The organism is Sphingobacteriales bacterium, assembly GCA_016699615.1.
Classification (GTDB): domain Bacteria; phylum Bacteroidota; class Bacteroidia; order Chitinophagales; family JADIYW01; genus JADJSS01.
The window spans coordinates 640,935-667,572 of record CP064984.1 but is presented as its reverse complement, the minus strand read 5'-3'; the positions used below and the strand labels follow the sequence as shown (position 1 = coordinate 667,572).

The window sequence follows — 26,638 nt, the reverse complement described above, 5'->3', positions numbered from 1 at the left end:
ATGAGCGAAATACAAATACAACAAATGCAAGAGCTTCTCAAAAAGTCGCTCATCAAAATCAAACAACTCGAAAATGATTTATCACAAAAGTATGTAGATAACATACCAACAAAAGAAGATATTGCAATCATAGGTCATGCTTTTGCATTTCCAAATGGCATTGATACATTAGATAAATTATGGAATTTATTATACGAAAAAAAAGACGCAGTTTCTAAAATACCAATTACAAGATTTAATGTTGATGAAATTTTTTCTACTGATGTATATGCTAATGGAAAAACAAACTCACCATATGGTACTTTTTTAAACAAAAATGTTTCATTGTTTGATGCAGATTTTTTTGGCATTCCACCACGCGAAGCAAAATCTATCGACCCAATTCAAAGAATATTATTACAACTAACTTACGAAGCATTTGAAAATGCTGGTATTGCAACTCAAAAATTAAAAGGAAAAAATATTGGTGTTTTTGTTGCAGTAGGTTTGAGTGATTATGCACAAGCAAGATTAAGAAGTGGCAACTTAGAAGATATTGATATATATGACGCAACAGGAATTCCATTTGCAACAATATGTGGTAGAATTTCTTATTCTTTTGATTTTAATGGACAAAGTATTGCAATAGATACAGCATGTTCATCAGTGTTGAGTGCCATTCATCAAGCACAACATGCATTGCAAAATAGAGAAATAGACATGGCTGTTATTGCATCAGCCAATTTACTATTAACGCCAGAAATATTTGTTGCACTAACAAAAATGGGTTCTGTATCACCAACAGGAACTACAAAAGCATTTGCCGAAAATGCAGATGGATATATTCGTGGCGAAGGTGCAGCTATTCTTATTCTAAAAAGAAACCAAGATGCAATAGATAACCAAGATAACATCGAGTTGATAATTAAATCATCAGTTATCAAACACAATGGTACAAGCAATGGTTTTACAGCACCAAATCCAAGTGTGCAAGTTGCTACAATTCAAGAAGCATTGCAACAAGCAAATCTAACAATTGATGATATTGATTATGTAGAATCACATGGTATTGGCAACAAAACAACTGATGCTATGGAAGTTCAGGCAATTCATCAAGCATTTAAAAATAAAAAAGATAAAATAAATGTTGGTTCTGTGAAAGCCAATATCGGACATTTAGAAGCTTGTACAGGTATGCCTATGTTATTTAAAATAATGACAGCCATGCAACATCAAACTATGCCAGCTCAAATCAATATTCAGGAATTAAATCAAGATGTAGATTGGCAAAATGTAAATGTAAATATCTCAAGAGAACACCAAAATTGGACAAAGCAGAATAAAATTGCATCAATAAATTTATCAGGTTATAGTGGAACAAATGCACATCTAATTCTTCAAAATGGAATAGCTAAAAATATTTCTGATGCTATAAATGCACCATATATTTTTAATCTATCAGCAAAAACAGAAAACGCACTTGTAGACTTAGCAAAAAAATACATTACAGAGAAAGAAATTTGGTCTACACACACACTTACAGAAATTTGCTATACACTCAATAATAGAAATATTTTTGATTATAAACTTTCAATTAATGCCAAGAACATAGAGCAAATCATTCAAGCATTAGAAGATTTTATAAACAAAAAATCAAACCCAAAATTATTTTTTTCAAGTAATAATATAAATAATATATGTTTTCAATTTGCAGGTCAAGGCTCACAGTATTTTGGCATGTGCAAAAAATATTACCAAACATTTGATGTATTTAAACAAGAATTTGATTTGTGTAATAATGTATATAATAAATTATCTAATAATGATTTGAAAAACATTATTTGGGAAGATGCAACAAACGCACATCAAATTCATGAAACACAATACACGCAAATTGCAATTTTTACAATAGAATATGCATTGACTAAATTTTTGATGCATTATGGTGTACAACCAAATATCTTAATTGGACATAGCATTGGTGAAATTGTTGCAATGTGTGTGGCTAATGTTTTTTCATTGGAAGATGCAATCAATATCGTGTACCAAAGAGCAACTTTAATGCAATCAATTCAAGATGATGCTGGTACAATGGCAGCAGTTTTTTGCAATGCAGGCACAATTGAGCAAATAAATGAAGATAACATTATTGAAATTGCTGGATACAACACTCAAAATAATACAACCATCACAGGCACAAAAGAAAATATCGCAACTTTTATGGATAGACTTAAAACTCAAAATATAAAAGCCGTGCCATTGCAAGTATCACACGCATTTCATTCAAAACAGATGGATAGCATTGTGGCAAAATTTCAAGAAAAAATCCAACACATACAATTTTCAAAACCTACTATTCCAATTATTTCTAATATTGATGGAAATGTTTTAGAAACTATAGATGCGTTGTACTTAGCACAGCAGTTGCGAGTGCCTGTGCAATACATTTAAGGTGTGCAGACAATTGCACAGCAATTTGGAAATAATATTTTTGTTGAATGTTGTAGCAATCCAGTTTTATCATCATTAGCAAAAAATATATTAAACAATAATGATAATATTTATGTGTACACATCAAAGCACCAATCAGATGATGTACAGAATTTTTATACAATATTGCAAACTTTATATTGCCAAGGAATTAATATAAATTGGGATGTACTATATCAACATAAAAAGATAAATAGAGTTCGTCTACCAAACTATGCATGGCAAGAAAAATCTTATTGGTACAATCCAAATAGAAACACGAATCAAAATTCAAGAATTAATACACAAGAATCAAATAATATTCGTCATTCTACACAAAGTGCAGATGATAAAATACAAGCCAAGAATAAGCAATCAGTTAAAAGAGAAAATTTGTTGGTAACGATGCAAATTGAAGCTGCAAAAATATTAGGCTTAGAAGCAGGACAAATGTTAGATATAAATAAACCATATAGAGAACAAGGTTTTGATAGCATGATGAGTGGTGAGTTCTTAGCAAAAATGGAAAACTTAATTGGTGCTGGAGAAATTAAAATGGATGTGATACACAATCACCCAACACCTAAAGAATTGCATCAATATCTTATAGATACCTATTTTGGTGGTGGCGAAGTAGACACATCACAAGCAATTAGCATGGCAGACTTAATGTTTAATTCTGAAATGGATAGTATTGATGAACAAGATTGGCATACTATTAAAGCAACAGATGGGAAATTACTAAAGTGGTTTAAAAATTTTGATAAAAAACTACCAAAGGTAAAATGAAATTACTTTTTTAATTGCATAAAATATATGCCTATATATAATTGATTATCAGTTGTTTGTATTTATTTTTCAATAAAATTGGGCATTGACAAAAAACCTTTATTGATGTCATAAATAATTTCTGTAAAAAAACCTATTTTATTGATATATACGTTCTTAATTATGTTTAGTTATGAAATTTAATTTCTATTTTTTATTGACAAATGACTTTTTTTAAAATTTTATTTTAGTTTTTTTAAGATTATATTGCAAATAAATTATTTTTAATATTAAAATTTATATTATGGAAAATCTAAAAAAAATTAAAAAACTAATAGTTGCTGTTATTGTCTTCTCAATGGCAATTTTTCCTTTGTCAATTTATGCACAAAGTTGTTTTCAAAATAACTATAGTGGTTTTATTACTAGTACAACCACAAATGATTATTTGAATGTAAATACTGAGAATTTTATTGTTACAAATGCAGGTAGTAATTTAGAGAATTATCATCATACAGCTTTAAAACTAGCAATAGAAATTGGCAAAATAGCAAATGTTAATGGTAATGAAATAACTTGTAGTTCTGATGGCTTTCATAGCAATACGCCAATAGATATTATGAATAAATACACAGCATATAGAGTTGAATATACACCTCAAATAACCTCAACATTTTTATTAAATAAAATTAGCTTTAAACTTAGAGCAATTATTATTAAGCAAAAGAATTCCACTAATAAAGCGCCATGTATTTTTATTACACATGGGAATATGGGTGTGCTGAGAGATTGGAGATCATACTATATATATGGAGTAATGGATTATCTAATGAAAGGCTATACTGTTGTAATATATGAAAATTTGTCAACTCTTAGAAGAGTAAAGAATGTATTTAATCAATGCCCTGCATCATTTCCTTTTGCAAATGCACCATCAGCATTATATGGAAATGGTGTGCCAATTTTTAGTATTGTATTGCCAAATATTTCAACTATACATAATAGATGGAAAGCTTATTCACTTATAACAGCAGAATCTATTGTTAAATTTTCATTGTCAAACTATAGTGTTTATAATATAGATACTAATAAACTATTTGTTTATGGATTTAGTTATGGAACATCAAATGCAGAAGCACTCTTATTTACTAACAAAAATGAATTTCCTACAAGCTCATACTCAGGTAATTATATAAGTCCAACAAATTTTACAATTCCCAGTTATCAAACTAAAAATTATAATATAAAAGCTGGGATAATTATGTCAGGAGGCTATGCTGACCATGATATGAGTACAAGTAGAGTTGATGTATATACGAAGAATGATAGCTTAAAAAGAATATTAATGATACATGGGAAGGACGATGTTGCTACTGAATTATCAAAATATTTAAATGTATTTCCTAGAAAGATTGACACATTAAATAATAAAAATATTCCAAATTATACTATAACTGTTTGTAATACTGGACATAATATTATTTCTTTAATTACACAAGACTTTATTTATTCAACCTTAGCAATTGATAAGCCTAATGATAGAAATTATTCATTTTATAATTTTGTAAGTGGATTAAATAACACAAATATTAATACTATGGTACGTTCTATGAATAGTAACGGAACTTACAAAGCATTCTTTGATACATTAAGTGCAATAAATAGTCAAACTTTTCAAATTCATAAAGCAGGTTCTCAGTTTTATGTTAATGCAATAAATAATACACCTTATGTTATGTGTGCTACAGAAAGTTCTAGTAATAGAAAAGCATATATTGGAATAAATGGCTTGCCTATCCCTACACCATATATTTCATCTGATTGGATATATCAACTTCGTGATAGCAATTGCGAACCTTTAAATTCGCAAAGAATATCAAAAGGAGAAGTTACAACTAAAATTCCATTTGCACCTAAAACGTCATTGTATCCAAATCCTAATAATGGTTTGTTTAATGCACAAGTAAAAATAGAAGAAAGAGTAGAAAATTATCAAATTAGTGTTTTTAATACATTAGGTGCAATTGTTTTTGAGCAGAATATCACTGAAAGTATAGAAGCAGGTAATAGTATTCAGAAGCAAATAGATATTAGCCAACAAGCTAAGGGTTTATATTATATACAAATACGTAGTGGAGAAAAGATATTGATAAATGAAAAAATCTTGATAAACAAATAAAAACATTTTGTATTTTGGAGCGTTGTTTGCATTGCAGACAACGCTTTTTTTATTATTATATGAAAATAAATAAAAAACTTCATCATGTTATTTATGCTACATTTTCACTAACTGTATTATTCCTATTTTTTAGAAATTATACAGAATATTTAGATGTGTCTTTACTAGATGAAAGTGGATATTTATTGCTTTCACGTTTTCATCCAATTATATATCCAGGTGGATATGGTGCATTATATATACTATGTTATAAAATTGCACATCAATTTATTTCAAATGATATTCAATTGCATTATACGGCAATTATTTTTCTTACTTGGTTGCCTTCAGTAGTGTTATGTATTTTTTTATATGTAAGAAGAGTACCTTGGATATTATGTGTTTTTTTATCATGGTGTTTAATGCTGAGTTCTTTTATTGCAGCTTTTGATTGGTGGCCAAGAATTAGCCATTTTGCAATTTCATTCTTATTGTTATATGCAGCAATAAGTTATTATCTGAAATTTAATTACCTCAAATTTTTGCTATTTGGAGCATTGGTTTGTGGTGTTTTAGCTTTTGCACGCCCAGAACTATTGATGAGTGCATATTTATTAATTGCAATTCTAATTGTCTTTGTTGGTTACCAAAAATTTTATTTAAAAGAAACGATAAATTTTGGACTTACAAAATGGAATAAAATTATATTTACTATTCTCTTTCTGATATTCTCATTGTTTTTTTTAGTTTGGAAATCTCCAATAAAAAATACAGGACGTGCCTATTTTGCTCTAGGACAACATTATGCATTTAATGTACTAAGATGGGAAAATAAAGACATGACTTATTTTATTAGATGGCCAGAAATCTTTGAAAAAAAATTTGGCAAAAGTCGAACATTTAAGCAAATGTATAAAAATAACCCAGCAGAAACGAAAAGGCATGTAATTGAAAATATTAAACATTATTTTGAACAAACATATAATTTTATACCAGAACTTTGGATACCCAAATATATACTCAATATAAATTCATTATATAAATATTTTATTTTTATAGTAATTTTTATTGGTTTGTTGTATTGTCTAGGTTTTGAAAAATACAAGCGTGAATTTGTAAAAAATGTAAAATCATCATTTATTTATTTATTATTTTTTGCTGTTATTGCAGCACCACCTTTGTTTGCATCGTTTATTATTTTTCCAAGAGAACATTATTTTATAATGCAATTGCCGTTGTTTATATATGTATTATATATTCTAATTTCACCATTCTTTGATTTGAAATTCAAGATAAACCCTAAGTTTATATTACCTCTGTGTTTAATTATTATATCTGGATTGGTTTTGGTTACGCCACATATATCTAAATACCCAAGATATAATAAATTTGCACAATATGAGAATCCAAGCTATGTGCCATATATAAATTACATTAAAAGCTTAGGTATAAAAGATAAAGTTAACTTACTAACTATTGAATTCTTGCAAATTTATTTGCCGAATAATTTTGCCTATGCTACTGAATATTTTACAAACAAACCATTTTATGACTCATTAGTAGTAGCAAAGGATATTAATATGATATATTTGTCAAGTTATATGGAAAATGAAGATAGACACCAATCTGACTCAACTTTCCAAAATTTTATGTATCATTATAAAGACCTAAATTGGGAAAAAATAATACTCAAAGATGCAGATGGAAGTTTGTTTGTAAAAAAAGAACTACTAAAATAATTTATCTTGCTTAATGTTTTAAAATTCTAAATATGATTAAACATGACTTTCAATATACCAACAAAAAAATATTTCAATTTGATGTTTATAGAGGCGTTTTACTCTATTTAATATTTATTCTACACCATCAATTTAGTCATGCAAATGTTCCAGTATTATTGCCATATTTTGTGTTGCATGGTTTTTTTATAATGTCTGCATTCTTAATTTCAAGAGGACTATTAATTGCTAAAGAAGACAAAGTAAAAACAAAATTATACTATTTAGGCTTTTACTCAAAACGTATAATGAGGATTTTTCCTGTGTATTTCTTTTATATTTTTTTAATTATTGGGTTAGGTGTACTCTCAAAATTATTAATACATAGAGATGTTATTGGTGTACTCACAGAAGTAAAGAAATATGGAATTATGCTATTTACTTTTACTTTTAATTTTAGAGAACTATTTGCATTTTTAAAAGGAATTGATGCGCCTGAGTTAATGTTGTTTTCGCATCTTTGGACAGTATCTATTGAAGAGCAGTTTTATTTAGTAATTCCAACAGTAATTCTTTTTCTAAACAGAAAACAATTAGCAGTACTTTCAATATTCATGATTATTTTTATTCCAATACTTAGAGTTTGGTATTTTAATAATGTATTGATACATGAACAAAATATTTTGCAAAAAGGATTGATATATTATAGAACAACATTTTTACAAATCGATTCATTTTTCTATGGTATACTATTAGCAACATATAATTTTAAAAATAGAATAAAATGGTACAAGATTATTCATATAGTATTATGGATATTGCTATTTGTTTCAATTATTTACAATGGTTTTGATATTAGTGAAAAATATAGCAGACCTTTTAATTATTCTATATTTTATTTTGATGTAGGTGTGCTAAATAGTCAATATATTTACAACGATGTTTTAGTAAATATGACAGTATTTTTTAGCTTCCTTACTTGCTTCTTTGATCCAAATTTCTTAAAGTTTTTTGATAAAAAAATTATCATGGATTTTGGCGGAAAATATTCATACTCAGCCTATGTGTATCAATATCTAATCATAATTCCATCAGTTGGAATTGTGTATCCATTACTACAAAAAATTCTTCCATTCCATATATTTTTTAGTCAATTATTGACAATTATTTTTTCTATTATTTGTATCTATCTCATATCTATGCTTAGCTTTTGGAAAATGGAAATTAAATTTCTAAATTTATTAAAAAATAAAAAATAATGGCTGAGCATACCACAAAAATAAAAATGCAGAAACCTTCAGTTCAATATTTTGAAGTGATTGATGGTTTGCGTGGTTCTTCTATGTTGATGACCATTATCAACCATATGTTCTTTTTACAAGTAATTAAAGTTCCAGTAGTTTTCGCTCACTTTGGCTTACATGGATTTTTTATATTATCAGCATTTTTGATTAGTAGTATATTATATAAAGAAAAAGAAAAATTTGGTGCATATAAACCATACGCCAAAAACTTCTACATAAAAAGAGTATTGAGAATTTTTCCTGTATATTTTTTATACTTATTTTTAGTATTATTATTAGGCTTAGCTACCAAAGGCACTGCATTACAGGCACCATTAGGAATTTTATATGATTTAAAACACTACGGTTGGATGCTGATTACTTTTACATTCAACTACCGCGAATTATATTCTTGGATAATAGATGAAAGCCACTTGCGTTGTATGTTTTTTCCACATCTATGGTCAATCTCATTAGAAGAGCAATTTTATTTAGTAATTCCTACACTTATTTTCTTTTGCAAAAAAGAAACCATTAAGAAGATTTCAATAATATTTATTATAATTTATCCACTAATTCGTTTTTTTGGATATCTATATTTAAGATACGATATAAAAATGATAACGCCATTTACAATAAATGGCAGTGAAGAATTAAGTGCGTTATATGATTTCTTCTATCGTTCGTCTTTATTTCAGTTTGATGCATTTATGTATGGTATGATGATTCCGTTAATCAGTTATGACAACAGAAAAGTATTGCGTTGGATAATTATAATTACATTCTTTGCTATTGCAACTTCTCAAATATATAATATTATAGATTTGGCAAATGATAGTGGAAAACCAATTATCCAAGTTATTAGCCATGCAGACGTTATTATGCGCAACGGACAATTTGCATACATCAATACATTATATAATATTCTTGGAGCAACATTGTTTTATTATCTATTAAAATTTCCAGATTCTTTTGTAAATAAACCACTACGTTTTTCTTTCTTTAAAAATTGTGGTAGAATTGTATATGGTATTTATGTATATCATCCGTTATTTGTAATGCTAACGCTTGTATTGTATTCATTAATCTTTAAATTATTACCAACAAATATAGCTGATATGTATATCATAAAATTCTTGGTAGATGCAGGTGCAATTGCATTCTGCTTTACGACAACATATTATGCTTGTAAATTGAGTTTCTATAAATTTGAAATGCCATTCTTGTTGTTAAAAGCTAAACGATCAGAACAAAAGAAAATCTAATATTCTGCAACCAACATGATAAACATAACAATCAATAAGAAATGACAGATGCTCAGCAAATCGAGAAAACACATTCAATAGGTTATATAGAATCTATTGATGGCATCAGAGGTTTGTTTATGCTGAGTGTATTATTAGTGCATCTGCATTTGGCTAATTTTAAGATACCAGCATTTCTTGCACAGTTTAGTTTACATCTATTCTTTGTACTTTCAGCATTTTTGATTAGTAGTATTTTATACAAACAAAAAGAAAGAGCAACTTCTTTTAAAGCTTTTGCTAAAGATTTTTATATCAAAAGAGCATTACGAATTTTGCCATTATATTGGGCATATATTTTATTTTTTATAGGATTTGCAATCATTTTAAGATTAGTGGCACCAACAATAGAAAATACTTTCTTAGGTGTAGTATATGACATCAAACATTTTGGTTGGATGTTGCTTACATTTACCTTCAACTACAGAGAAGTATATGCTTGGTCGCAAGACTTAAGTCATTTACGTTGCCATGTGTTTCCACATTTATGGTCTATATCTATCGAAGAACAATTTTATTTGATAATACCTACTGTGATTTATTTCTTAAGTAAAAAATCAATTAGAAATATATCAATCATCGTTATACTTATTTATCCATTTATTAGAATTTTTGGTTTTCAATATCTACGCGATGTGGTGCAAATGAAAGCAACCTTTGGTGAAGAAAGTAATGTACTATTCAATTTCTTTTATCGTTCATCACTATTTCAGTTCGATGCATTTTTTTATGGCTTACTCATTCCATTAGTTAATATCAACAATAAAAAAATACTCTACGCACTCTATGTTTTCTTTATTGCACTTTTATTAGGCAACCAAATATATAGTTCCTACATCTTTTCAATACAGAATAAGTTGAGTTTTTTAGATTCAATTGCAAATACTATGGTGCTATACAAAAACGGACAATACACAGTAGTCAATACCTTATATAATTTAGTCAGCTTTTGCTTAGTATATATTGCAGTATATTTCCCAAACTCATTTTTTAATAAATTATATGGTGTAGATTTTTTGAAAAAAATAGGCAAGATAGTTTATGGGTTCTATGTATATCATGCTGTTTTTGCCTTGCTTACATTAGCATTATATTATGGATTTTTGATAAAGTGGATTCCAAATATCTTGGCAGATTTTATTGCAATAATATTTTGTATTACAACAACTTACTATTTTGCCAAATTTAGTTATTATAAGTTTGAGATGCGCTTCCTAAAATTAAAACCTAAAATTTAGATTTCTATTATCTTATTAATTATATTAGAGCAATAAATTATTATGGATCAGCAAAATGACATTCAAATAAAAAAACCATCAATAGAATATTTTGAGGCGATTGACGGTCTGCGTGGTGCGTCTATGCTTACAACTATTATTAATCATATGCCATTTTTATTAATGATTAAGATTCCAGTTGTATTTGCACATTTTGGGCTTCATGGATTTTTTATCTTATCAGCATTTTTAATAAGTTCTATCTTATATAAAGAAAAAGAGAAGTTTGGAGAATTTAAACCATATGCTAAAAATTTCTATATCAAAAGAGCCTTGCGTATTTTGCCAGTATATTTTTTATACTTAGGCATTATCCTAATGATTGGTTTGGCAACAATGGGTACGCCAGAGCAATACACTTTAGGTATAATACACGATTTTAAATATTATGGTTGGATGTTGGTTACATTTACGTTCAATTATAGAGAACTCTATTCATGGTTAATACATGAAGATCATTTAAGATGTTTGTATTTGCCACATCTTTGGTCATTGTCATTAGAAGAACAATTTTATTTAATTATTCCAACATTAATTTTCTTTTGCAAAAAAGAAACGATTAAAAAGATAGCAATTATTTCAATTGTTGTCTATCCACTAGTGAGATTTTTTGGATATATTTTTCTGAGATACAAAGTAGAAATGCTTACACCATTTGGAACTGAACCATTGAGTGCTTTGTATAATTTTTTCTATCGTTCATCATTATTTCAGTTCGATGCATTTATGTATGGTATTCTAATTCCACTCATCAGTTACGACAATAGAAAAGTATTGAGGTGGATAGTCATCGTAAGTTTCTTTGTGTTGGCAGCTAGTCAAGTTTATAATATTATAGACTTAGCAAGAGAAAGCCATGAGTCTATCATAAAAGTGATGAACAGTGAACATGTTATTATGCGAAATGGACAATATGCATACATCAATACTTTGTATAATATTCTTGGTGCAACTTTGTTTTATTATCTTTTAAAATACCCAGATTCTTTTGTCAATAAGCCATTGCGTTTTTCATTTTTCAAAAATTGTGGTAGAATAGTATATGGTATTTATGTTTATCACCCATTATTTATAGTAGTTACATGGTTTTTCTATTTATTTATATTTAAAAAATATTTACCACTATTCTTTGCAGATGTAGCAGCAATAGCATTTTGTTTTACGCTTACCTATTATGCAGCAAAATTAAGTTTTTATAAATTTGAAATGCCATTTTTGATGATGAAAGCTAAACGCTCTGAACAGAAAAAAATATAAAATATTCTCTACTTTAGATTAAGTATATATGTCTAGCGAAAACGAAATAAAAGCCACACTACCTAAACCTAAAGATTATTACGCAGCAGTAGATGGTTTGCGTGGTGCTTCTATGATGTTCACTGTGTTGATACACATGAATTTAACTTATATTAAAATTCCAGCATTTATTGCACACTTTGGTTTGCATGGGTTTTATGTGCTTTCTGCATTTTTAATTAGTACAATACTTTACAAAGAGAAAGTAAAGTTTGGAGAGTTTAAACCATATGCTAAAAACTTCTATATTAAAAGATTTCTAAGAATATTGCCACTATATTTCGCATACTTATTAGGCATGGCTGTTATCGGTTTTATTATAAAGAAGACAGTACATGGTGATCCATTTTGCATTATATATGAACTAAAGCATTTTGGTATCAACTTAATTACATTTACATATAATTTTAAAGATTTATTTGCTTTCCTAAAAGGATTAAATCACCACGCATCTAATTTATTTCCACATTTATGGTCAATTTCTATTGAAGAACAATTTTATTTATTTATTCCAGCATTGTTATTTTTTTTAAGCAAAGAACAAATCCGAAAAATGGCAATTGCTTTTATTATAGTTTATCCATTCTTTAGATTCGGTGGTTTTTTATTTTTGAGAGATGTCGTCCAAATGAAATCAACTTTTGGGAAACATGAGTACGAAATTATGTATAATTTCTTCTATCGTTCAAGTATTTTCCAATTAGATGCATTTATGTATGGATTAATGATACCATTAACAAACTACAATAATAGAAAAGTAATTAAATGGACTATCATTATTACTACTGCATTGATATTCGCAGGGCAAATATACAATATGATAGACTATTCTAATGAAATGCATGTGCCAGTTTGGTCTGTAGTGGGCGAACATTTTGTGGTAATGAAAAATGGTATGTTTGCTTATGTAAATACACTATACAATATTTTGGCAGTGTCATTAGTATATTATCTATTAAAGTATCCTGATTCATCTTTAAATAAGATATTGAAATTTAAAATGTTTATGAGTTGGGGAAAAATTGTGTATGGAATTTATGTATATCACATGGTATTCGTTACAATAGCATATATTATATACGAACTTGTTTTAATTAAATATATTCCAATTTTCTTCTCAGAAATCTTAGCTATTGCAATATGCTACTCACTTACTTATTATTTTTCAAAATTGAGTTTCTATAAATTTGAAATGTACTTTTTGATGCTTAAAGCAAAGCGTGATAAATAGACTATTTTTCTATTTATTATCAATTGTTTTATTTATTTTCTACCTTGATATTTCTATATTTTATTGACAAACGCCTTTTTTTATTCTTGAAATAATTTAATAATTTCCATATTTTATTGATAATATCAATTAATTATTTTAAGTATGTTCTTAATATTTAAACATTTTTATGACTTTTTTTATTGACAAATAGAATTATTTATAATTCATTTTTAATTTATTTGATTATAATATTGTACTCAATAGATATTATAAAATTATAAATTTTTAAGAATGAAATATAAAATTGCTATTGTGTTGTTATTTACAATAATGATAAATACAATAGATGCTCAACAGTTGTGTACTTTTAGAACCTACAAGAAAATATTAGATACCATTTATGCTCAGCATGTACCCATTCTAAATCCTAATGATGGAATGTTTTTAATACCAAATATCTTAATGCCATATACTCATACAAATGTATCTCCAAGAATGGATATATATATTCCAGACAGCATAGAAAATGATGTAACAAATAAAACATTTCCTTTAATTATTATTGCACATGGTGCAAAATCTTCTAAGTCTGCACCAATATATAAATACCTTGCGGATGAATTTGTAAAAAAAGGATTTGTAGTTGCAAATATCGATTATAGATTTGATGCAAGATATAAAAGTAGTTGGGTAAATGTTTTTACAAATTTAGATATATCAAAAACTGCGGATAGTGTAAATGGACCTTTGTATAACTCAAGATATAGTAATAGAGAATTATTTTCTAATACAATGGATGTTACATTGGCATTAAAGTTTTTAATAAATAATAGCACAAGATTTAAAATAGATACTTCCAAAATTATTTTAGGTGGATTGAGTTTAGGTGGAGGCACCACATTATCTAAAATATATGCATCAAAGCATGATTATATGCCATACTTCTCAACCATTTTTTTGACAGATACAAACTATATTGATATATCTAAATATAACTCAAACATAAAAAGTGCTTTTGCATATATGGGCGGAATTACTGACTTGAATTTTATTAATTGTGACGAAAATAAACCATTGTTTTTATATCATGGTACACATGATTATTTAGTACCATACTATAACGCACCACTTTTGTGCGAACCTTATCAAACAAAATCATTTGGAAGTGCTGCCATTGTAGAAAGATTAGACAGTATTGGTTTATATAAACCAAATAGCTATTATTTTATTGAAGCAAGAGGTGTTGGTCATAGCGTGCTACTAACAAATGATTTAGCTAACCTAAATATTAATTCTGGTATTCTACCATTGCACATTCCAGATTTGATGAGATTTATTTATAACTCAATTTATAATACATATAAAAATAAAGTACATAAAATTATCACACCACACAATGGATGCTTAAGTTACTGCAACTCAAATTATTTTAATAGATACATAAACGATGGAGCTTTATTTGATGATATATCAAGTTCTAACAATAAATTATGTTCCGAAATACCAGTTTTAAGTCTAAATACAAAACCTTGGAATGATATTATACCAGCATCTTGCAATGATTTTTTTCCTCAGATTCTAAAGAATTGTAATTCAAATATCACATGTACACCACAAAATATAGATAGTATTATTGTTTTTCCAATTGATACTACTGTAAATGATACAACAATTAATGATACAACAATAACTGACACTACTATCACAAGTATAATAGACAATCATTTTTATTTAGATATTGTTGTGTATCCAAATCCAACTAAGGATAATTTATTTTTAGAATCGAAAGAATTAATAAATATAAAAGATATAGAAATGTATACTTTAGATGGTAGAAATATTGAAATAAAAATAAATAAAATAGACCAATATAAATATTGCATATTTATAAATAATTTTGACAATGGAATATATTTTATAAAAATGAAATATAATAACACGATACATACAAGAAAGATTATCTTGCAGAAATAGATAGATTTTACATATCTTTACTGCTCTTTGTAATTTTGATAAATGAAGTTGAATTCAAAAGTAAAAAACCTGCTATACTTTCCAATATCTTTAGTATTTCTTTATTTAATGTTTAGAAAGTACACTCAGTTTCTAGATATTTCTATGGTAGATGAAACTGGATACATGGAATTGCTAAACTTTAATCCATTAATATATCCAGGTGGATATGGACCATTATACATATTAAGTTATAAAATAGTATTTCAGATTGTTCCAGATTTTATTCAGCTACATTATTTTTTTATAATCACACTAACATGGTTGCCAGCAGTTGCTATTTTTTATTTTCTAAGAAGCAGAAAAGTATCGTTTGTTGTTGCACTATTATCTAGTTGGTTACTATTTATATCTACCTATATTGCTGCATTCGATTGGTGGGCACGTACTGCACATTATAGTATTTTTGCCTGTTTTGTATTTCTAATATTTACATACAGATACAAACAGAAGCCAATTGTTTTTTTAGCATTTGCTTTTTTCTTTCTAAAAATATTGAGCTATGTGCGACCAGAATTAAATGTAGCAAGTTATCTAATTTTATTGTTGTTGCTTGTGCTTGTTATTTATAAAAAAGTAAAAAAACAAGAACTACATATCAATATCTCTTTCCTCGAAAAATCTATTTTAGGAATATTTGCGCTCGTTTTTCTAGGTATGTTTTTAATTTGGAAATCGCCAACACAAAATACAGGACGACTATATTTTGCTCTTGGACAGCATTACAAATTCAATACTATAAGATGGAATAACGAAGAACGAAAAGAATTTATAAATTGGGAAGAAACATTTAAAAAGCAATTTGGAGAAAGCAAGAATTTGCAAGACATGTACAAAGCCAATCCAAAAGAAACAACAAAACATGTGTTATATAATGTAAAACATTATTTACAACAAACTTTAGATTTTACGACAGAATTATTTTTGCCAAAATCAATATTCAAATTTAATTTTATATTCAAATATGTGTTATTTGTTGTTGTATTTGTTTTATTGGTAATAAAACTTGGAACGAAAAAATATATTCAAGCATTAAAACAAAAGATAATTGATGAATACTTGTTTTTGTATTTCGCAGCAGTTTTTGCATTACCATCATTGTTGGCATCGTTTGTTATCTATCCACGTGAGCATTATTATATTATGCAAGTTGTATTTATTATCTATCTAATTTACATACTGCTTTCACCATTTAAAGATTTATTTCAAACACAAAAAAATATAAATTTAATTTATGCTATAATAGCTATCGTCATTGTATTTGCGTGCACACCACATGTTTCAAAATACAAGAGATACAATAATTTTTATACATACACTAAACCAAATTATTTACCTTACATTCAAACAATTAGAAATCTAAAAATTGATAGCATAACTAATTTTCTTTCTTTTGAAATTCTTCCAGTCTACTTAGGGAAAAATTTTAAAGGATATCCATATTTTATGAAAAAACCATTTTACGATTCAATTATCGTACAACAAAATATTGATATGTTGTATGTCTCTGATGCAATCATAGATGCCAAACAGCACCAAACAGATTCGCAGTTTCATTTTTTCATGAATAACTACCAAAATTTAGGTTGGCAAAAAATACAATTAAAAGACAAAAATGGCTATCTTATACTTAAAAACGAATTACTAACTCATGACTCAAAATAATATATTAATAAAATCAACTAAATTTTTTGTTGTACTTGCAATTCTAGTAGGTATAGTTTTGTTCTTCCAAACTACTGTAGATGATTCATATATATGTTTTCGTTATGGTTATAATCTTATTCATCATGGTATTTGGAACTGGAATGCTGACAATGAAAGAATAGAAGCATATACCAGTTTTACATATATGATTCTATCTGTGTTTCCACCATTATTAAATATACAACCACAAATATTTTTCAAAATTTTCACCTTTATTTTTTTTCTGCTGATTCTAAGAAGAATTTATGCTTTAGTTGATAATAAAAAATATGCTTGGTTTATTATTTTCTTTGTAGTTGCCAATTGGCACACACACGTACACATTTACGCAGGCTTAGAAACTATATTTTGGTTCTATTTATTAATTGAAACATTCTCAATTTTATACAAAGAAGATTTCTCTAACAAACAACAATCAAAACTTTGGTTATTGGCATTGCTATTTCCACTTACAAGACCAGAAGGCGCAGTTTTTTCGATGTTTATATTTGTTTATGTTTTTTTTAAAAACAACAGAAAAATATACTTTCCAACCTTGATACTTTTTGCATTAATTGGTGGAATATATTTTATTCTGAGATACAAATATTTTGGACTTTTATTGCCATTGTCTTTCTATCACAAATCTATTGGAAACAACATGGGTTTTTTAGGAATATTGTTTAACACATACACAGCTTGGCAATATTTGTTTTTACTAATATTTCTGTTATTTCAAGTAAAGAAACAAAATAAACTAGCATTCTATTTTATACTCACAGTCTTGTTTGTGTACTATGCATTTTATGGCACATCAGCTTTATTGATGAATTATGCCAATCGTTTTGCATTTCAATTATTTTATCCAGCAATAATTTTTGCATTAATTATGTTAGCGCAAAAAGCATCTGAAAAAATCAATAAAAAAGTCCATATTGTAATGTTAGTTTTTATAGCATTAATTGTCTACAAAGGATTTACAGACAAAACACCATTGCAATTTGGAACCATAAAAGAAAATATGCTTTTTACAGCATACATGCACAAAACACATTTTAATACAGGAAATCAGATTGCGGCACTAAAAAATAATAAAATAAAAGTATTGATGGGCGATGCTGGTGTTTTACCATATTTGGCAAACACAAAATGTTATGATCCTTACGGTTTAGCAGATGTGTATCTGTCTACCAAACATATTGATAGAGCATATTTTGATAAAATGGATGCAGACTTATTAATTTTGTCTGGCTTTTTCAACGAAGAAACTATTCATAAAGACATTACAAACGTAGGTAAGATATATCAATATATTTCAGAACCAAATTCTAATTATACATATTTGTATAAATTTACTACTGCTCAAAATAATAAATATGCAATGTTTTTTTATGTAAAAAATAATTCAAAATATAAAATAGAAATTATTGAAGCACTAGATAAAGCAAAAATTCATCACGATAATTTCAAAATCACGCCTAAAGATTTTCTCACATTTCAATACTTAAATAATTATAAAGTGAATGACTAATCTATGAATTTAATTTTTGTAGGTTGTTTGTTTTCATCAACTGCCACAAAAACAAACTCACCACTTATTGCTTTTTCTCTTTTGTAAGAATTCATCTCTTCGATAAATATTTCAACCAAAATATGCACACTTGTATTGCCAACTTTTGTCACTTTTCCTATCAATTCAATAATTGTTCCACTTGGAATCGGTTTTTTAAAATCTATCCTATCAGATGAAACCGTAACCATTTTCATTCTTGCAAATCGAGTTGCAGTTATAAAAGCCACTTCGTCCATGAGTTGCATAGCCGTTCCACCAAATAAGGTGTCATAATGATTAGTTGTATTTGGAAATACAGCTTTAAAAATATGTGTTTCTGATAGTTGTATTCTTTCTTCTACAGTCATTTTTGCAATTTATAACACAAAAATACTAAGATATTCGCCAATTCTTATTGAATTATCCTAAAACTTTAGATATATTTGAATGATGATTATTCCTAAAAACGCTCAGATTATTTTAGACAAGAAAGTTGCGTTGTTAAAACTAGATAGAATTGCATTTCAAATTCTAGAAAAAACATTTCATACCAATGAAGTTGTCCTATTAGGTATTGCAGATGGTGGATTTATTTTGGCAGAAAAACTTAAAAGCATTATTCATAAATATGATACCAATAAGAAAATAGAATTAGCATCATTGTACATCAACAAACAAAATCCACTTTCTGAAGAAATACAATTATCGATGGTAGAAAATCTACAAGATAAAGTTATCGTTGTAGTTGATGATGTAGCAAATACAGGAAAGACAATGTTCTATGCTTTTAAAAAGTTGGTAAATTTCAATATCAAACAAATTATTACTTGTGTGTTGATAGATAGAACGCACAAAAAATTTCCAATTCAATCAGATATTGTTGGCTTACAAATGGCAACAACATTCAACGAACATATAATTGTAAAATTTATTGAAAATGAAATTGAAAATGCATATCTATTCTAAAATAACAAATACATTTTGTACAATGCTTTTGTCCATATTTTGTTCAATGAGCTTTGCGCAAAATAACAACATTTCTATTGATGATTTAATAGAACCAACAGAAAAGGAAGTTTTAATCATAGAAAGAATTAAATACTTAAATGACCTTAGAAGATTTGCAGGTAATCTATTTTGGAAAGATTTTGCAGCAAATGAGTTTGTAGGTACCACGGTTTATTTTTCAGATTCCAATGCTTATTTCATCAATCCAGAACCAAGTGTTTGAGATAAAGTATCTAAGTATAAAATAATAAATAATAAATATGATTATAATGTTTTAAAATTGGCAACACCATACGATGTGCCAACATATATCATAGAAACAGTCTTTGAAACAGAAGATGGAAATAAGAAAAATATCAACTATATGTTGCCTATTTTATTTTGTAGCTCACCAGAAATATCAGCAGAATTACAACCAGAATTAGTACATACACAAGATTGGGCTACAAGCGTATTTCATGAGTTATACCATCAATATCAGTTCAAAGAAACTGCCATCTACAATTACCTAAATTCTTTCATCAAACAAAATAGAATGCTTACTAAAGATAGTATGCAAAGCATCTATGAAAACAATTGGAGCTTTAAAGATTCATTGATTAAAGAAAATGATTTGTTATTAAAAGCGATAAATGCAAAATCAATAGAAGAAGAAAAAAAATACTTTACAGAATTTCTTAAAACAAGAACCAAAAGAAGATCTGAATTCTATAAGCAAAAGAAAATTACAATAGGACCAATAGAAGAAATATGGGAAAAACTAGAAGGCACAGCACTATATATTGATGCCATCTTAAAAGAAAATTTTGCTAAAATTCCAGTTAATGAATATCTATTAACCAACGATAAATATTATAAAAAAGAAAATATATATGATGGCTATAGTATTAATACTGCCAAAGACTATACATCAATAACAGATGCAAAACATTATTTTGGTGCAACAGGTGTCAACTTAGTTCGTTTGCTAGAAAAAAATAATGTAGATTATAAATCTAATTTCTTCAAATATGCATCAATGCCATTATCAACACAATTAAAATATTTCTATAAAATAAAATAATGAAGAAAATTTTTAGCAAAAAACTATTTATCTATTTATACATTCCATCTTTTTTACTACTTATTGCTATAATAATTTTTTGTAATAACAAAGTTGAACAATTTTCTAACCACAAATTATATAGTAATGTAGATTCAATACCATACAATAGAGTTGGATTACTACTGGGTACGTGCAAAACACTAAAAGATAAAGTAACCATCAATCCATTTTGGCAACACAGATTAGATGCAGCATACTTACTTTGGAAAAATAAAAAAATAGATAGAATATTAATTAGTGGAGATAATGGCTGGCATGGATACAACGAACCAGAAGATTTTAGACAAGCATTTTTAGCATTAGGCGTACCAGATTCTGTATTATATTTAGATTTTGCAGGATTTAGAACACACGACTCAGTAATACGTTGCAAAAAAGTGTTTAAACAAAATAAAGTAACCATCATATCTCAAGAATTTCACAACAAACGAGCATTAGTTATTGCCAATAAATTTAATTTAGATGCTATTGCATTCAATGCACACGATGTTGATCCAAATAGAGGAATTTATAATTTCTTCAGAGAAAAATTGGCAAGAGTAAAATTATTTTTAGACTTATATATTTTAAATACAGAAGCACATTTTTTAGGTGATCCAATCATAATAAAATAATGATTATATGAAGAAATACATTTTAGCATTAGACCAAGGTACAACAAGCTCAAGAGCAATACTCTTTGATGCAGATGCAAAAATAGTTGCAGTAGCACAGAAAGAATTTACACAAATTTATCCAAAACCAGGTTGGGTAGAACACAACCCAGAAGAAATTTGGCAAACACAACTAGATACAGCAAAGGAAGTAGTTGCAAAGGCAAATATAAAACCATCAGAGATTGAAGCAATAGGCATCACCAACCAAAGAGAAACAACAATTGTTTGGGACAAGGAAACAGGAAAACCAATTTATAATGCAATTGTTTGGCAAGACAGAAGAACAGCCGGTTTTTGCGATGAGCTAAAAGCAAGGAATCTAGAAGAATATGTAAGAGAAAATACAGGATTAGTAATTGACGCATATTTTTCAGGAACAAAAATAAATTGGATATTAGACAATGTAGAAAATGCAAGAGAAAAAGCACATCTTGGCAAACTACTTTTTTGTACTGTAGATACTTGGCTAATTTGGAATTTGACTAAAGGCAAAACACATGCAACAGATTTTACAAATGCATCAAGAACATTAATATATAATATTAAAGAACTAAAATGGGATGAAAACCTTTGTATGGAAATAGATGTGCCAATGTCTATTTTACCTAAAGTACTCAATTCATCAGACAATTATGGTACCACAGATCCAGATGTTTTCTTCAATGAAGAAATTCCAATTACAGGCGTTGCAGGCGATCAACAAAGCGCACTATTTGGCCAAGCATGTTTTGAAGAAGGCACAGCAAAAAATACCTATGGCACTGGATGTTTTATGTTGATGAATACAGGAAATAAAATGGTACAATCTCAATTTGGATTAATTACAACAATAGCTTGGGGAATTGATAATACCATTACATATGCACTCGAAGGTAGTGTATTTATTGCAGGCGCAGCAATACAATGGCTACGTGATGGATTAAAAATTATAGAATCAGCACCAGACTCAGAACAATACGCACTAAAAGTAGATGACACAGGTGGCGTTTATGTAGTGCCAGCATTTGTTGGTTTGGGTGCACCATATTGGAATATGTACGCCAAAGGTGCAGTTTTTGGTTTGACAAGAGGAACAGAAAAAACACATTTTATCAGAGCAACTTTAGAGTCATTAGCCTATCAAACAAATGATATACTTGAAGCCATGCAGAAAGATGCCACACTTGAGTTAAAAACATTAAGAGTAGATGGTGGTGCATGTGCCAATAATCTTTTAATGCAATTTCAAGCAGATATTATAGAAGAAGATGTAGAGCGACCAGTAATTATTGAATCTACTGCACTTGGCGCAGCATTTTTTGCAGGCTTATACACTGGATTTTTTACAATTGATAAAATAAAATCTACCAAAAAAATAGATACATGTTTTAAACCTAAAATGAATAACGAAAGAAGACTAAAACTAATTAAAGGTTGGAAAAAAGCAGTTGAAAGAACCAAAGATTGGGATTTGGATTAAAGTAAAATAAATCTAATGATTATTTAATAAATGAGTTTACCAAAAATAAAATACACTTATTTATATTTGCATTGAATTTTAAACTAAATTAAAAAATTAAGAAATGAAAAAATTATTCGTATTATTTGCTGCTGCTACATTATTTGTAGGAGTACAAGCGTGCAAACCAGCTGAAGAGCCAACTGAAGAAGTAGTAGAAGAAACAACTGAAGAAGTTATTGAAGAGCCAGTAGCAACTGTAGATTCTACAGTTCAAGCTGTTGATTCAACAGTATCTGCTCACTAATATTAGTTTGCAACTAAAGATAAAACCTCAAACATTATGTTTGAGGTTTTTTTTTTACATTTTTTAACAACTTTTCTACAGCATATATCATTTTACACACTATATTTGCATCAACCAAATCAATTTTTAAAAATGAAAAAATTATTCGTATTATTTGCTGCTGCTACATTATTTGTAGGAGTACAAGCGTGCAAACAAGCAGAAGAAGCTACTGACGAAGTAGTAGAAACAACAGAAGAAGTTGCAGATGAAGTTGTTGAAACAGTTGACTCTAACGTTGCTGTTATCGACTCTACAGTACAAGCTCACTAATTTATTCTGCTTTCAGAATAAGAACGCCTCAAACATTGTTTGAGGCGTTTCTGTTTTATATCAATTCTATCTTAGGTTATATCAATCTTCTGCATTAAAATCAAACCCACTTGTAATTTTATAGTTAGATAAATCTTTGCTTATACTTTTCTGATTGAGTTCAATTACAGTCATATCATAAGTATTGCCTGTTTTTAAATTTTTAGAATGCATTTCCAATACAGCACCATTGAGTTGATTTTTATAGGTGTTGCTCTTTTCTATCATATCTTTTCCTAATGCATTCATAATATTATAATGAATGATCTTTGTATCTTTTGATACCCAAACGCTACTTTCTGTATTTTCATCTTTATCATTACTAATGATTAAATATTCAGAACAACTATAACCTAATATCGTTTTCGTTTTTCCAGTTTTAGTTATCGAATAATTTGGTTTTTCTTGCTCCGCATCTTCTTTCTGGTACATCGACCCAAATTGTTTCATAATATTTCCAATTCCATCAAGACTCATAGCCATTCCACTCTTTTCTTGCTCATCAATCGTGATGATAGTTTTATTTTTATTATCAAAAATGATACTGATATCTTCACTATGTTTAGTATTAGAACTTTCTGGTTTCATCATACTTGCCTGATCTGATGAATAAAATCCTATAATATTAGATTCCGTTTTTCCGTTAGATGTAATATCACTTTTAACTTTTGAATGTAAGTTGAAAGTATAGCTTTTATCATATTTCACATTATTCTGACTTTCTTGGATTTGTTGCAACATAGAACTCATATTTTTACCCAATAGTTCATTGTCAAAGTTTTCAAATAATTCATCAATATCTTTAGATTTCTTATTGTCATTTTTTTGTGCTTGTACAAATGTTATTGTACTCAATAGCAACATCAAGATTAGGATATTCTTTTTCATGCTTTTTTCTTAAAGTTAATAAATTTTATAAAAAAACCTCTGAAATTGATCAGAGGTTTTACAATACATACAGCTGTATTACTTTACTTTTTCTATTTTGATAACATTTCTATCTTCTTTCTTTACTTTTTCCTTAGAATTAAATAAATCTGCTAGTTCTACACCAAAGTACCTGAATGCAGATACAATGATAAGCACTGCGCCAGCTTCATCTAGATTTCCTATAATCGGAAAATTATCAGGAATAAATTCTACAAAGCCTGCTGTAGGATTAATAATGTAAATGATAGCTAAAATAGCAGCTCCAATTACCGTAATGTCTTTAAAAATTTTCATTTGTTTAATAAGTTTGGTTACCTATTACATTACATAAATCGTACCAAGTTTTAAACTAAAATGTTTTATTTTCTTACTTTATGTAAGTGTGGTACTAAAACACCAATGGCTGCTCCAACTGCATATCCAACTAAGATATCAGTAAAAAAATGTTTTCCGGCACCATATCTACACAATCCAGTGATGGCTGGCACTAATGCAGCTCCAGTCCACATCAATGGTTTAAATTTTGAATCTGGATGATAATCAGAATATACCTTAGCAATAAAAAATGTGTTGGCAGCAACTACACTTGTATGTCCTGAAAAGAATGATGCTGTTGAACTTTTACTTATCTTGCTTTCTGCAGATATGTTTTGATTGTAGACATATGGTCTTTTCCTATCCGCTAATTCTTTTGTTAATAATGTTAATGCAGAAGTAAGACCATACACTTCTGCCCACATTGGCAATACATATTTCCAATCTTTTCTTACATTTTTATCAATAAATAATAATGCTGGTGCTAAACTTGCACTATAGTAAAATACATCAGATGCAATTTTTGCTCCATTTGAGTTTCTATAAATAGCACTTCTATCAAATTTATTGACTTGTTCTGGTTTCAAAGCATTGATTTCTTCAAGACTAATAGGTGTTTTCTTTTTGTATAATATATATGATGCAATACCACTTCCAATGCCAATACTTAGAATTGGAATATCTACACCTAATTTATATTTATACATTTGAGTTTCTGGTGCGCTTTGTTGTGCAAAGCCAGAAATCAGCATTAAAAAGCAAATACTAAATAAAATAGAACGTACCATGTTTCAAAAATAGCACAATATTTGTACTATTTTCATACATTTGATGTAATTAACTTTTCTTGCGTATGAAAAAATTATACACTGCTTTTGTATTATTATTGATAATGAGTCAAGGTTTGTTGGCTCAAGAAAAGATTATTCCAAACAATCATGTGGAAGGTAAAATTTATGATTTGCAAACAAATCTTCCAATTGCTAATGCAACTATAGTGATAGAATTTGGTATGGATAAATATACTGCTGTAACTGATGCTAATGGAAAGTATAATATTAAAACAACAGTACGATATGTTGATAAAGAATATTACATTAAAGTTACACATAAAGATTACTATGACTTAAATGGTGTCGTTTTTGTAAAAGAATATGCGCTTAGAAATTTTGGTCTAAAAGAACGAATAGTACAAATACCTAATACTATTATTACTGATACAATTAAAGACCCAGCAGTTACACTAAATGGTTTTGCAAGCAACAATTGGACAATATTAATTGATATTTCATCATCTATGAATGAATCAGAAAAAATGGATGTCTTAAAATCTGGATTTAAAGATATTGTCGAATTATTTAGAACTGAAGATGTAATAACAATACTTTTATTTTCTACAAAAATTATAGAAATTCTTCCAGCAACTTCTGGCTCAGAAAAACAAAAAATAATTCTAGCATTTGACAAAATAAAATTTGGTGGAACTACACAAGGTGCTTTGGCAGTAGAACATGCTTTTACATCAGCATCAAAAAATTATATTGAAAATGGAAATAATAGAATCCTAATTTTTACTGATGGAATGTTCACATCAGGCAAAAGTGAGTATGGAAAAATTTCTAAAACGATTGCATCTTATTCAAATAAAAATATAAAAACATCGATATTCTTGTTAGGCAATCCAACTCCTTATGTTATAAAAAATCAAGAAAATTTAGCAAAGGAAGGCAAAGGAAGTTTTGCTGTGTTGAAAGACATTAATATGGCAAAACAATATATGCTTGATGAAGCTAAAAAAGTAAAACAATAAAA

Annotated in this window: 24 protein-coding genes; 20 read left to right on the top strand and 4 right to left on the bottom strand. The window is 27.9% G+C overall.

The features are described from left to right. The 12 genes from IPK18_03265 to IPK18_03210 all read left to right on the top strand — a co-directional run bounded on the left by IPK18_03265 (nucleotide 1) and on the right by IPK18_03210 (nucleotide 18,695). Nucleotides 1–2,430 (top strand): type I polyketide synthase, encoded by a 2,430-nt coding sequence (locus IPK18_03265; GenBank protein ID QQR98562.1) that lies wholly within the window; start codon nucleotides 1–3, stop codon nucleotides 2,428–2,430. Between the two features lie 3 nt (nucleotides 2,431–2,433). Beyond that, nucleotides 2,434–3,237 carry a hypothetical protein gene (locus tag IPK18_03260; protein ID QQR98561.1) on the top strand — a complete coding sequence of 268 codons (804 nt, stop codon included), beginning with the start codon at nucleotides 2,434–2,436 and terminating at the stop codon, nucleotides 3,235–3,237. Nucleotides 3,238–3,520: 283 nt separating this feature from the next. Continuing rightward, the gene (locus tag IPK18_03255) at nucleotides 3,521–5,395 is read left to right on the top strand and encodes a T9SS type A sorting domain-containing protein (GenBank protein ID QQR98560.1); all 1,875 of its coding nucleotides are present in this window, start codon (nucleotides 3,521–3,523) and stop codon (nucleotides 5,393–5,395) included. Between the two features lie 59 nt (nucleotides 5,396–5,454). Next, complete coding sequence (locus IPK18_03250) at nucleotides 5,455–7,113, top strand: hypothetical protein (GenBank protein ID QQR98559.1); 1,659 nt, start codon at nucleotides 5,455–5,457, stop codon at nucleotides 7,111–7,113. Nucleotides 7,114–7,145: 32 nt separating this feature from the next. Then, nucleotides 7,146–8,351 carry an acyltransferase gene (locus tag IPK18_03245; GenBank protein ID QQR98558.1) on the top strand — a complete coding sequence of 402 codons (1,206 nt, stop codon included), beginning with the start codon at nucleotides 7,146–7,148 and terminating at the stop codon, nucleotides 8,349–8,351. Nucleotides 8,352–8,377: 26 nt separating this feature from the next. Beyond that, nucleotides 8,378–9,640, top strand: coding sequence for an acyltransferase (locus tag IPK18_03240; GenBank protein ID QQR98557.1), 1,263 nt, complete (start codon nucleotides 8,378–8,380; stop codon nucleotides 9,638–9,640). A 41-nt stretch (nucleotides 9,641–9,681) separates the two neighbouring features. Further along, nucleotides 9,682–10,917 carry an acyltransferase gene (locus IPK18_03235; protein QQR98556.1) on the top strand — a complete coding sequence of 412 codons (1,236 nt, stop codon included), beginning with the start codon at nucleotides 9,682–9,684 and terminating at the stop codon, nucleotides 10,915–10,917. Nucleotides 10,918–10,959: 42 nt separating this feature from the next. Further along, complete coding sequence (locus tag IPK18_03230; GenBank protein QQR98555.1) at nucleotides 10,960–12,213, top strand: acyltransferase; 1,254 nt, start codon at nucleotides 10,960–10,962, stop codon at nucleotides 12,211–12,213. Between the two features lie 28 nt (nucleotides 12,214–12,241). After that, the gene (locus IPK18_03225; GenBank protein QQR98554.1) at nucleotides 12,242–13,483 is read left to right on the top strand and encodes an acyltransferase; all 1,242 of its coding nucleotides are present in this window, start codon (nucleotides 12,242–12,244) and stop codon (nucleotides 13,481–13,483) included. Nucleotides 13,484–13,795: 312 nt separating this feature from the next. Then, complete coding sequence (locus tag IPK18_03220; protein ID QQR98553.1) at nucleotides 13,796–15,439, top strand: T9SS type A sorting domain-containing protein; 1,644 nt, start codon at nucleotides 13,796–13,798, stop codon at nucleotides 15,437–15,439. A 108-nt stretch (nucleotides 15,440–15,547) separates the two neighbouring features. Beyond that, nucleotides 15,548–17,143 (top strand): hypothetical protein, encoded by a 1,596-nt coding sequence (locus IPK18_03215; GenBank protein QQR98552.1) that lies wholly within the window; start codon nucleotides 15,548–15,550, stop codon nucleotides 17,141–17,143. Further along, entirely contained in the window at nucleotides 17,130–18,695 is a 1,566-nt protein-coding gene (locus IPK18_03210; protein ID QQR98551.1) for a hypothetical protein, read from the top strand. Before IPK18_03215 ends, IPK18_03210 begins: the two co-directional genes overlap by 14 nt. Here IPK18_03210 and IPK18_03205 read toward each other — a convergent pair. Next, nucleotides 18,692–19,084 (bottom strand): acyl-CoA thioesterase, encoded by a 393-nt coding sequence (locus IPK18_03205; GenBank protein QQR98550.1) that lies wholly within the window; start codon nucleotides 19,082–19,084, stop codon nucleotides 18,692–18,694. The genes IPK18_03210 and IPK18_03205 overlap by 4 nt on opposite strands. Before the next feature lie 79 nt (nucleotides 19,085–19,163). Here IPK18_03205 and IPK18_03200 point away from each other — a divergent pair, with 79 nt between their 5' ends. The 7 genes from IPK18_03200 to IPK18_03170 all read left to right on the top strand — a co-directional run bounded on the left by IPK18_03200 (nucleotide 19,164) and on the right by IPK18_03170 (nucleotide 23,542). Further along, nucleotides 19,164–19,682, top strand: a complete 519-nt coding sequence (locus IPK18_03200) for a phosphoribosyltransferase (protein QQR98549.1) — start codon at nucleotides 19,164–19,166, stop codon at nucleotides 19,680–19,682. 46 nt (nucleotides 19,683–19,728) lie between these two features. Next, nucleotides 19,729–19,947: a hypothetical protein gene (locus IPK18_03195; protein ID QQR98548.1), complete on the top strand. Its 219-nt coding sequence runs from the start codon at nucleotides 19,729–19,731 to the stop codon at nucleotides 19,945–19,947. Nucleotides 19,948–20,004: 57 nt separating this feature from the next. Continuing rightward, the gene (locus tag IPK18_03190; GenBank protein QQR98547.1) at nucleotides 20,005–20,787 is read left to right on the top strand and encodes a hypothetical protein; all 783 of its coding nucleotides are present in this window, start codon (nucleotides 20,005–20,007) and stop codon (nucleotides 20,785–20,787) included. Further along, nucleotides 20,787–21,443, top strand: coding sequence for a YdcF family protein (locus IPK18_03185; GenBank protein ID QQR98546.1), 657 nt, complete (start codon nucleotides 20,787–20,789; stop codon nucleotides 21,441–21,443). Before IPK18_03190 ends, IPK18_03185 begins: the two co-directional genes overlap by 1 nt. Before the next feature lie 7 nt (nucleotides 21,444–21,450). Further along, nucleotides 21,451–22,944 carry a glycerol kinase GlpK gene (gene glpK, locus IPK18_03180; protein ID QQR98545.1) on the top strand — a complete coding sequence of 498 codons (1,494 nt, stop codon included), beginning with the start codon at nucleotides 21,451–21,453 and terminating at the stop codon, nucleotides 22,942–22,944. Between the two features lie 103 nt (nucleotides 22,945–23,047). Next, nucleotides 23,048–23,230 (top strand): hypothetical protein, encoded by a 183-nt coding sequence (locus IPK18_03175; protein ID QQR98544.1) that lies wholly within the window; start codon nucleotides 23,048–23,050, stop codon nucleotides 23,228–23,230. A gap of 132 nt (nucleotides 23,231–23,362) precedes the next feature. Beyond that, nucleotides 23,363–23,542 (top strand): hypothetical protein, encoded by a 180-nt coding sequence (locus tag IPK18_03170; protein QQR98543.1) that lies wholly within the window; start codon nucleotides 23,363–23,365, stop codon nucleotides 23,540–23,542. A gap of 81 nt (nucleotides 23,543–23,623) precedes the next feature. Here IPK18_03170 and IPK18_03165 read toward each other — a convergent pair whose 3' ends face one another. The 3 genes from IPK18_03165 to IPK18_03155 all read right to left on the bottom strand — a co-directional run bounded on the left by IPK18_03165 (nucleotide 23,624) and on the right by IPK18_03155 (nucleotide 25,614). After that, a complete protein-coding gene (locus IPK18_03165; protein ID QQR98542.1) occupies nucleotides 23,624–24,469 on the bottom strand; it encodes a hypothetical protein in 846 nt (281 codons plus the stop codon). 78 nt (nucleotides 24,470–24,547) lie between these two features. Continuing rightward, complete coding sequence (locus tag IPK18_03160; protein ID QQR98541.1) at nucleotides 24,548–24,805, bottom strand: DUF1232 domain-containing protein; 258 nt, start codon at nucleotides 24,803–24,805, stop codon at nucleotides 24,548–24,550. A 65-nt stretch (nucleotides 24,806–24,870) separates the two neighbouring features. Beyond that, nucleotides 24,871–25,614, bottom strand: a complete 744-nt coding sequence (locus tag IPK18_03155; protein ID QQR98540.1) for a phosphatase PAP2 family protein — start codon at nucleotides 25,612–25,614, stop codon at nucleotides 24,871–24,873. A gap of 65 nt (nucleotides 25,615–25,679) precedes the next feature. On the opposite strand from IPK18_03155, the gene IPK18_03150 reads away from it, so the two are divergent. Continuing rightward, the gene (locus IPK18_03150; protein ID QQR98539.1) at nucleotides 25,680–26,636 is read left to right on the top strand and encodes a VWA domain-containing protein; all 957 of its coding nucleotides are present in this window, start codon (nucleotides 25,680–25,682) and stop codon (nucleotides 26,634–26,636) included. Nucleotides 26,637–26,638 lie beyond the last annotated feature (2 nt).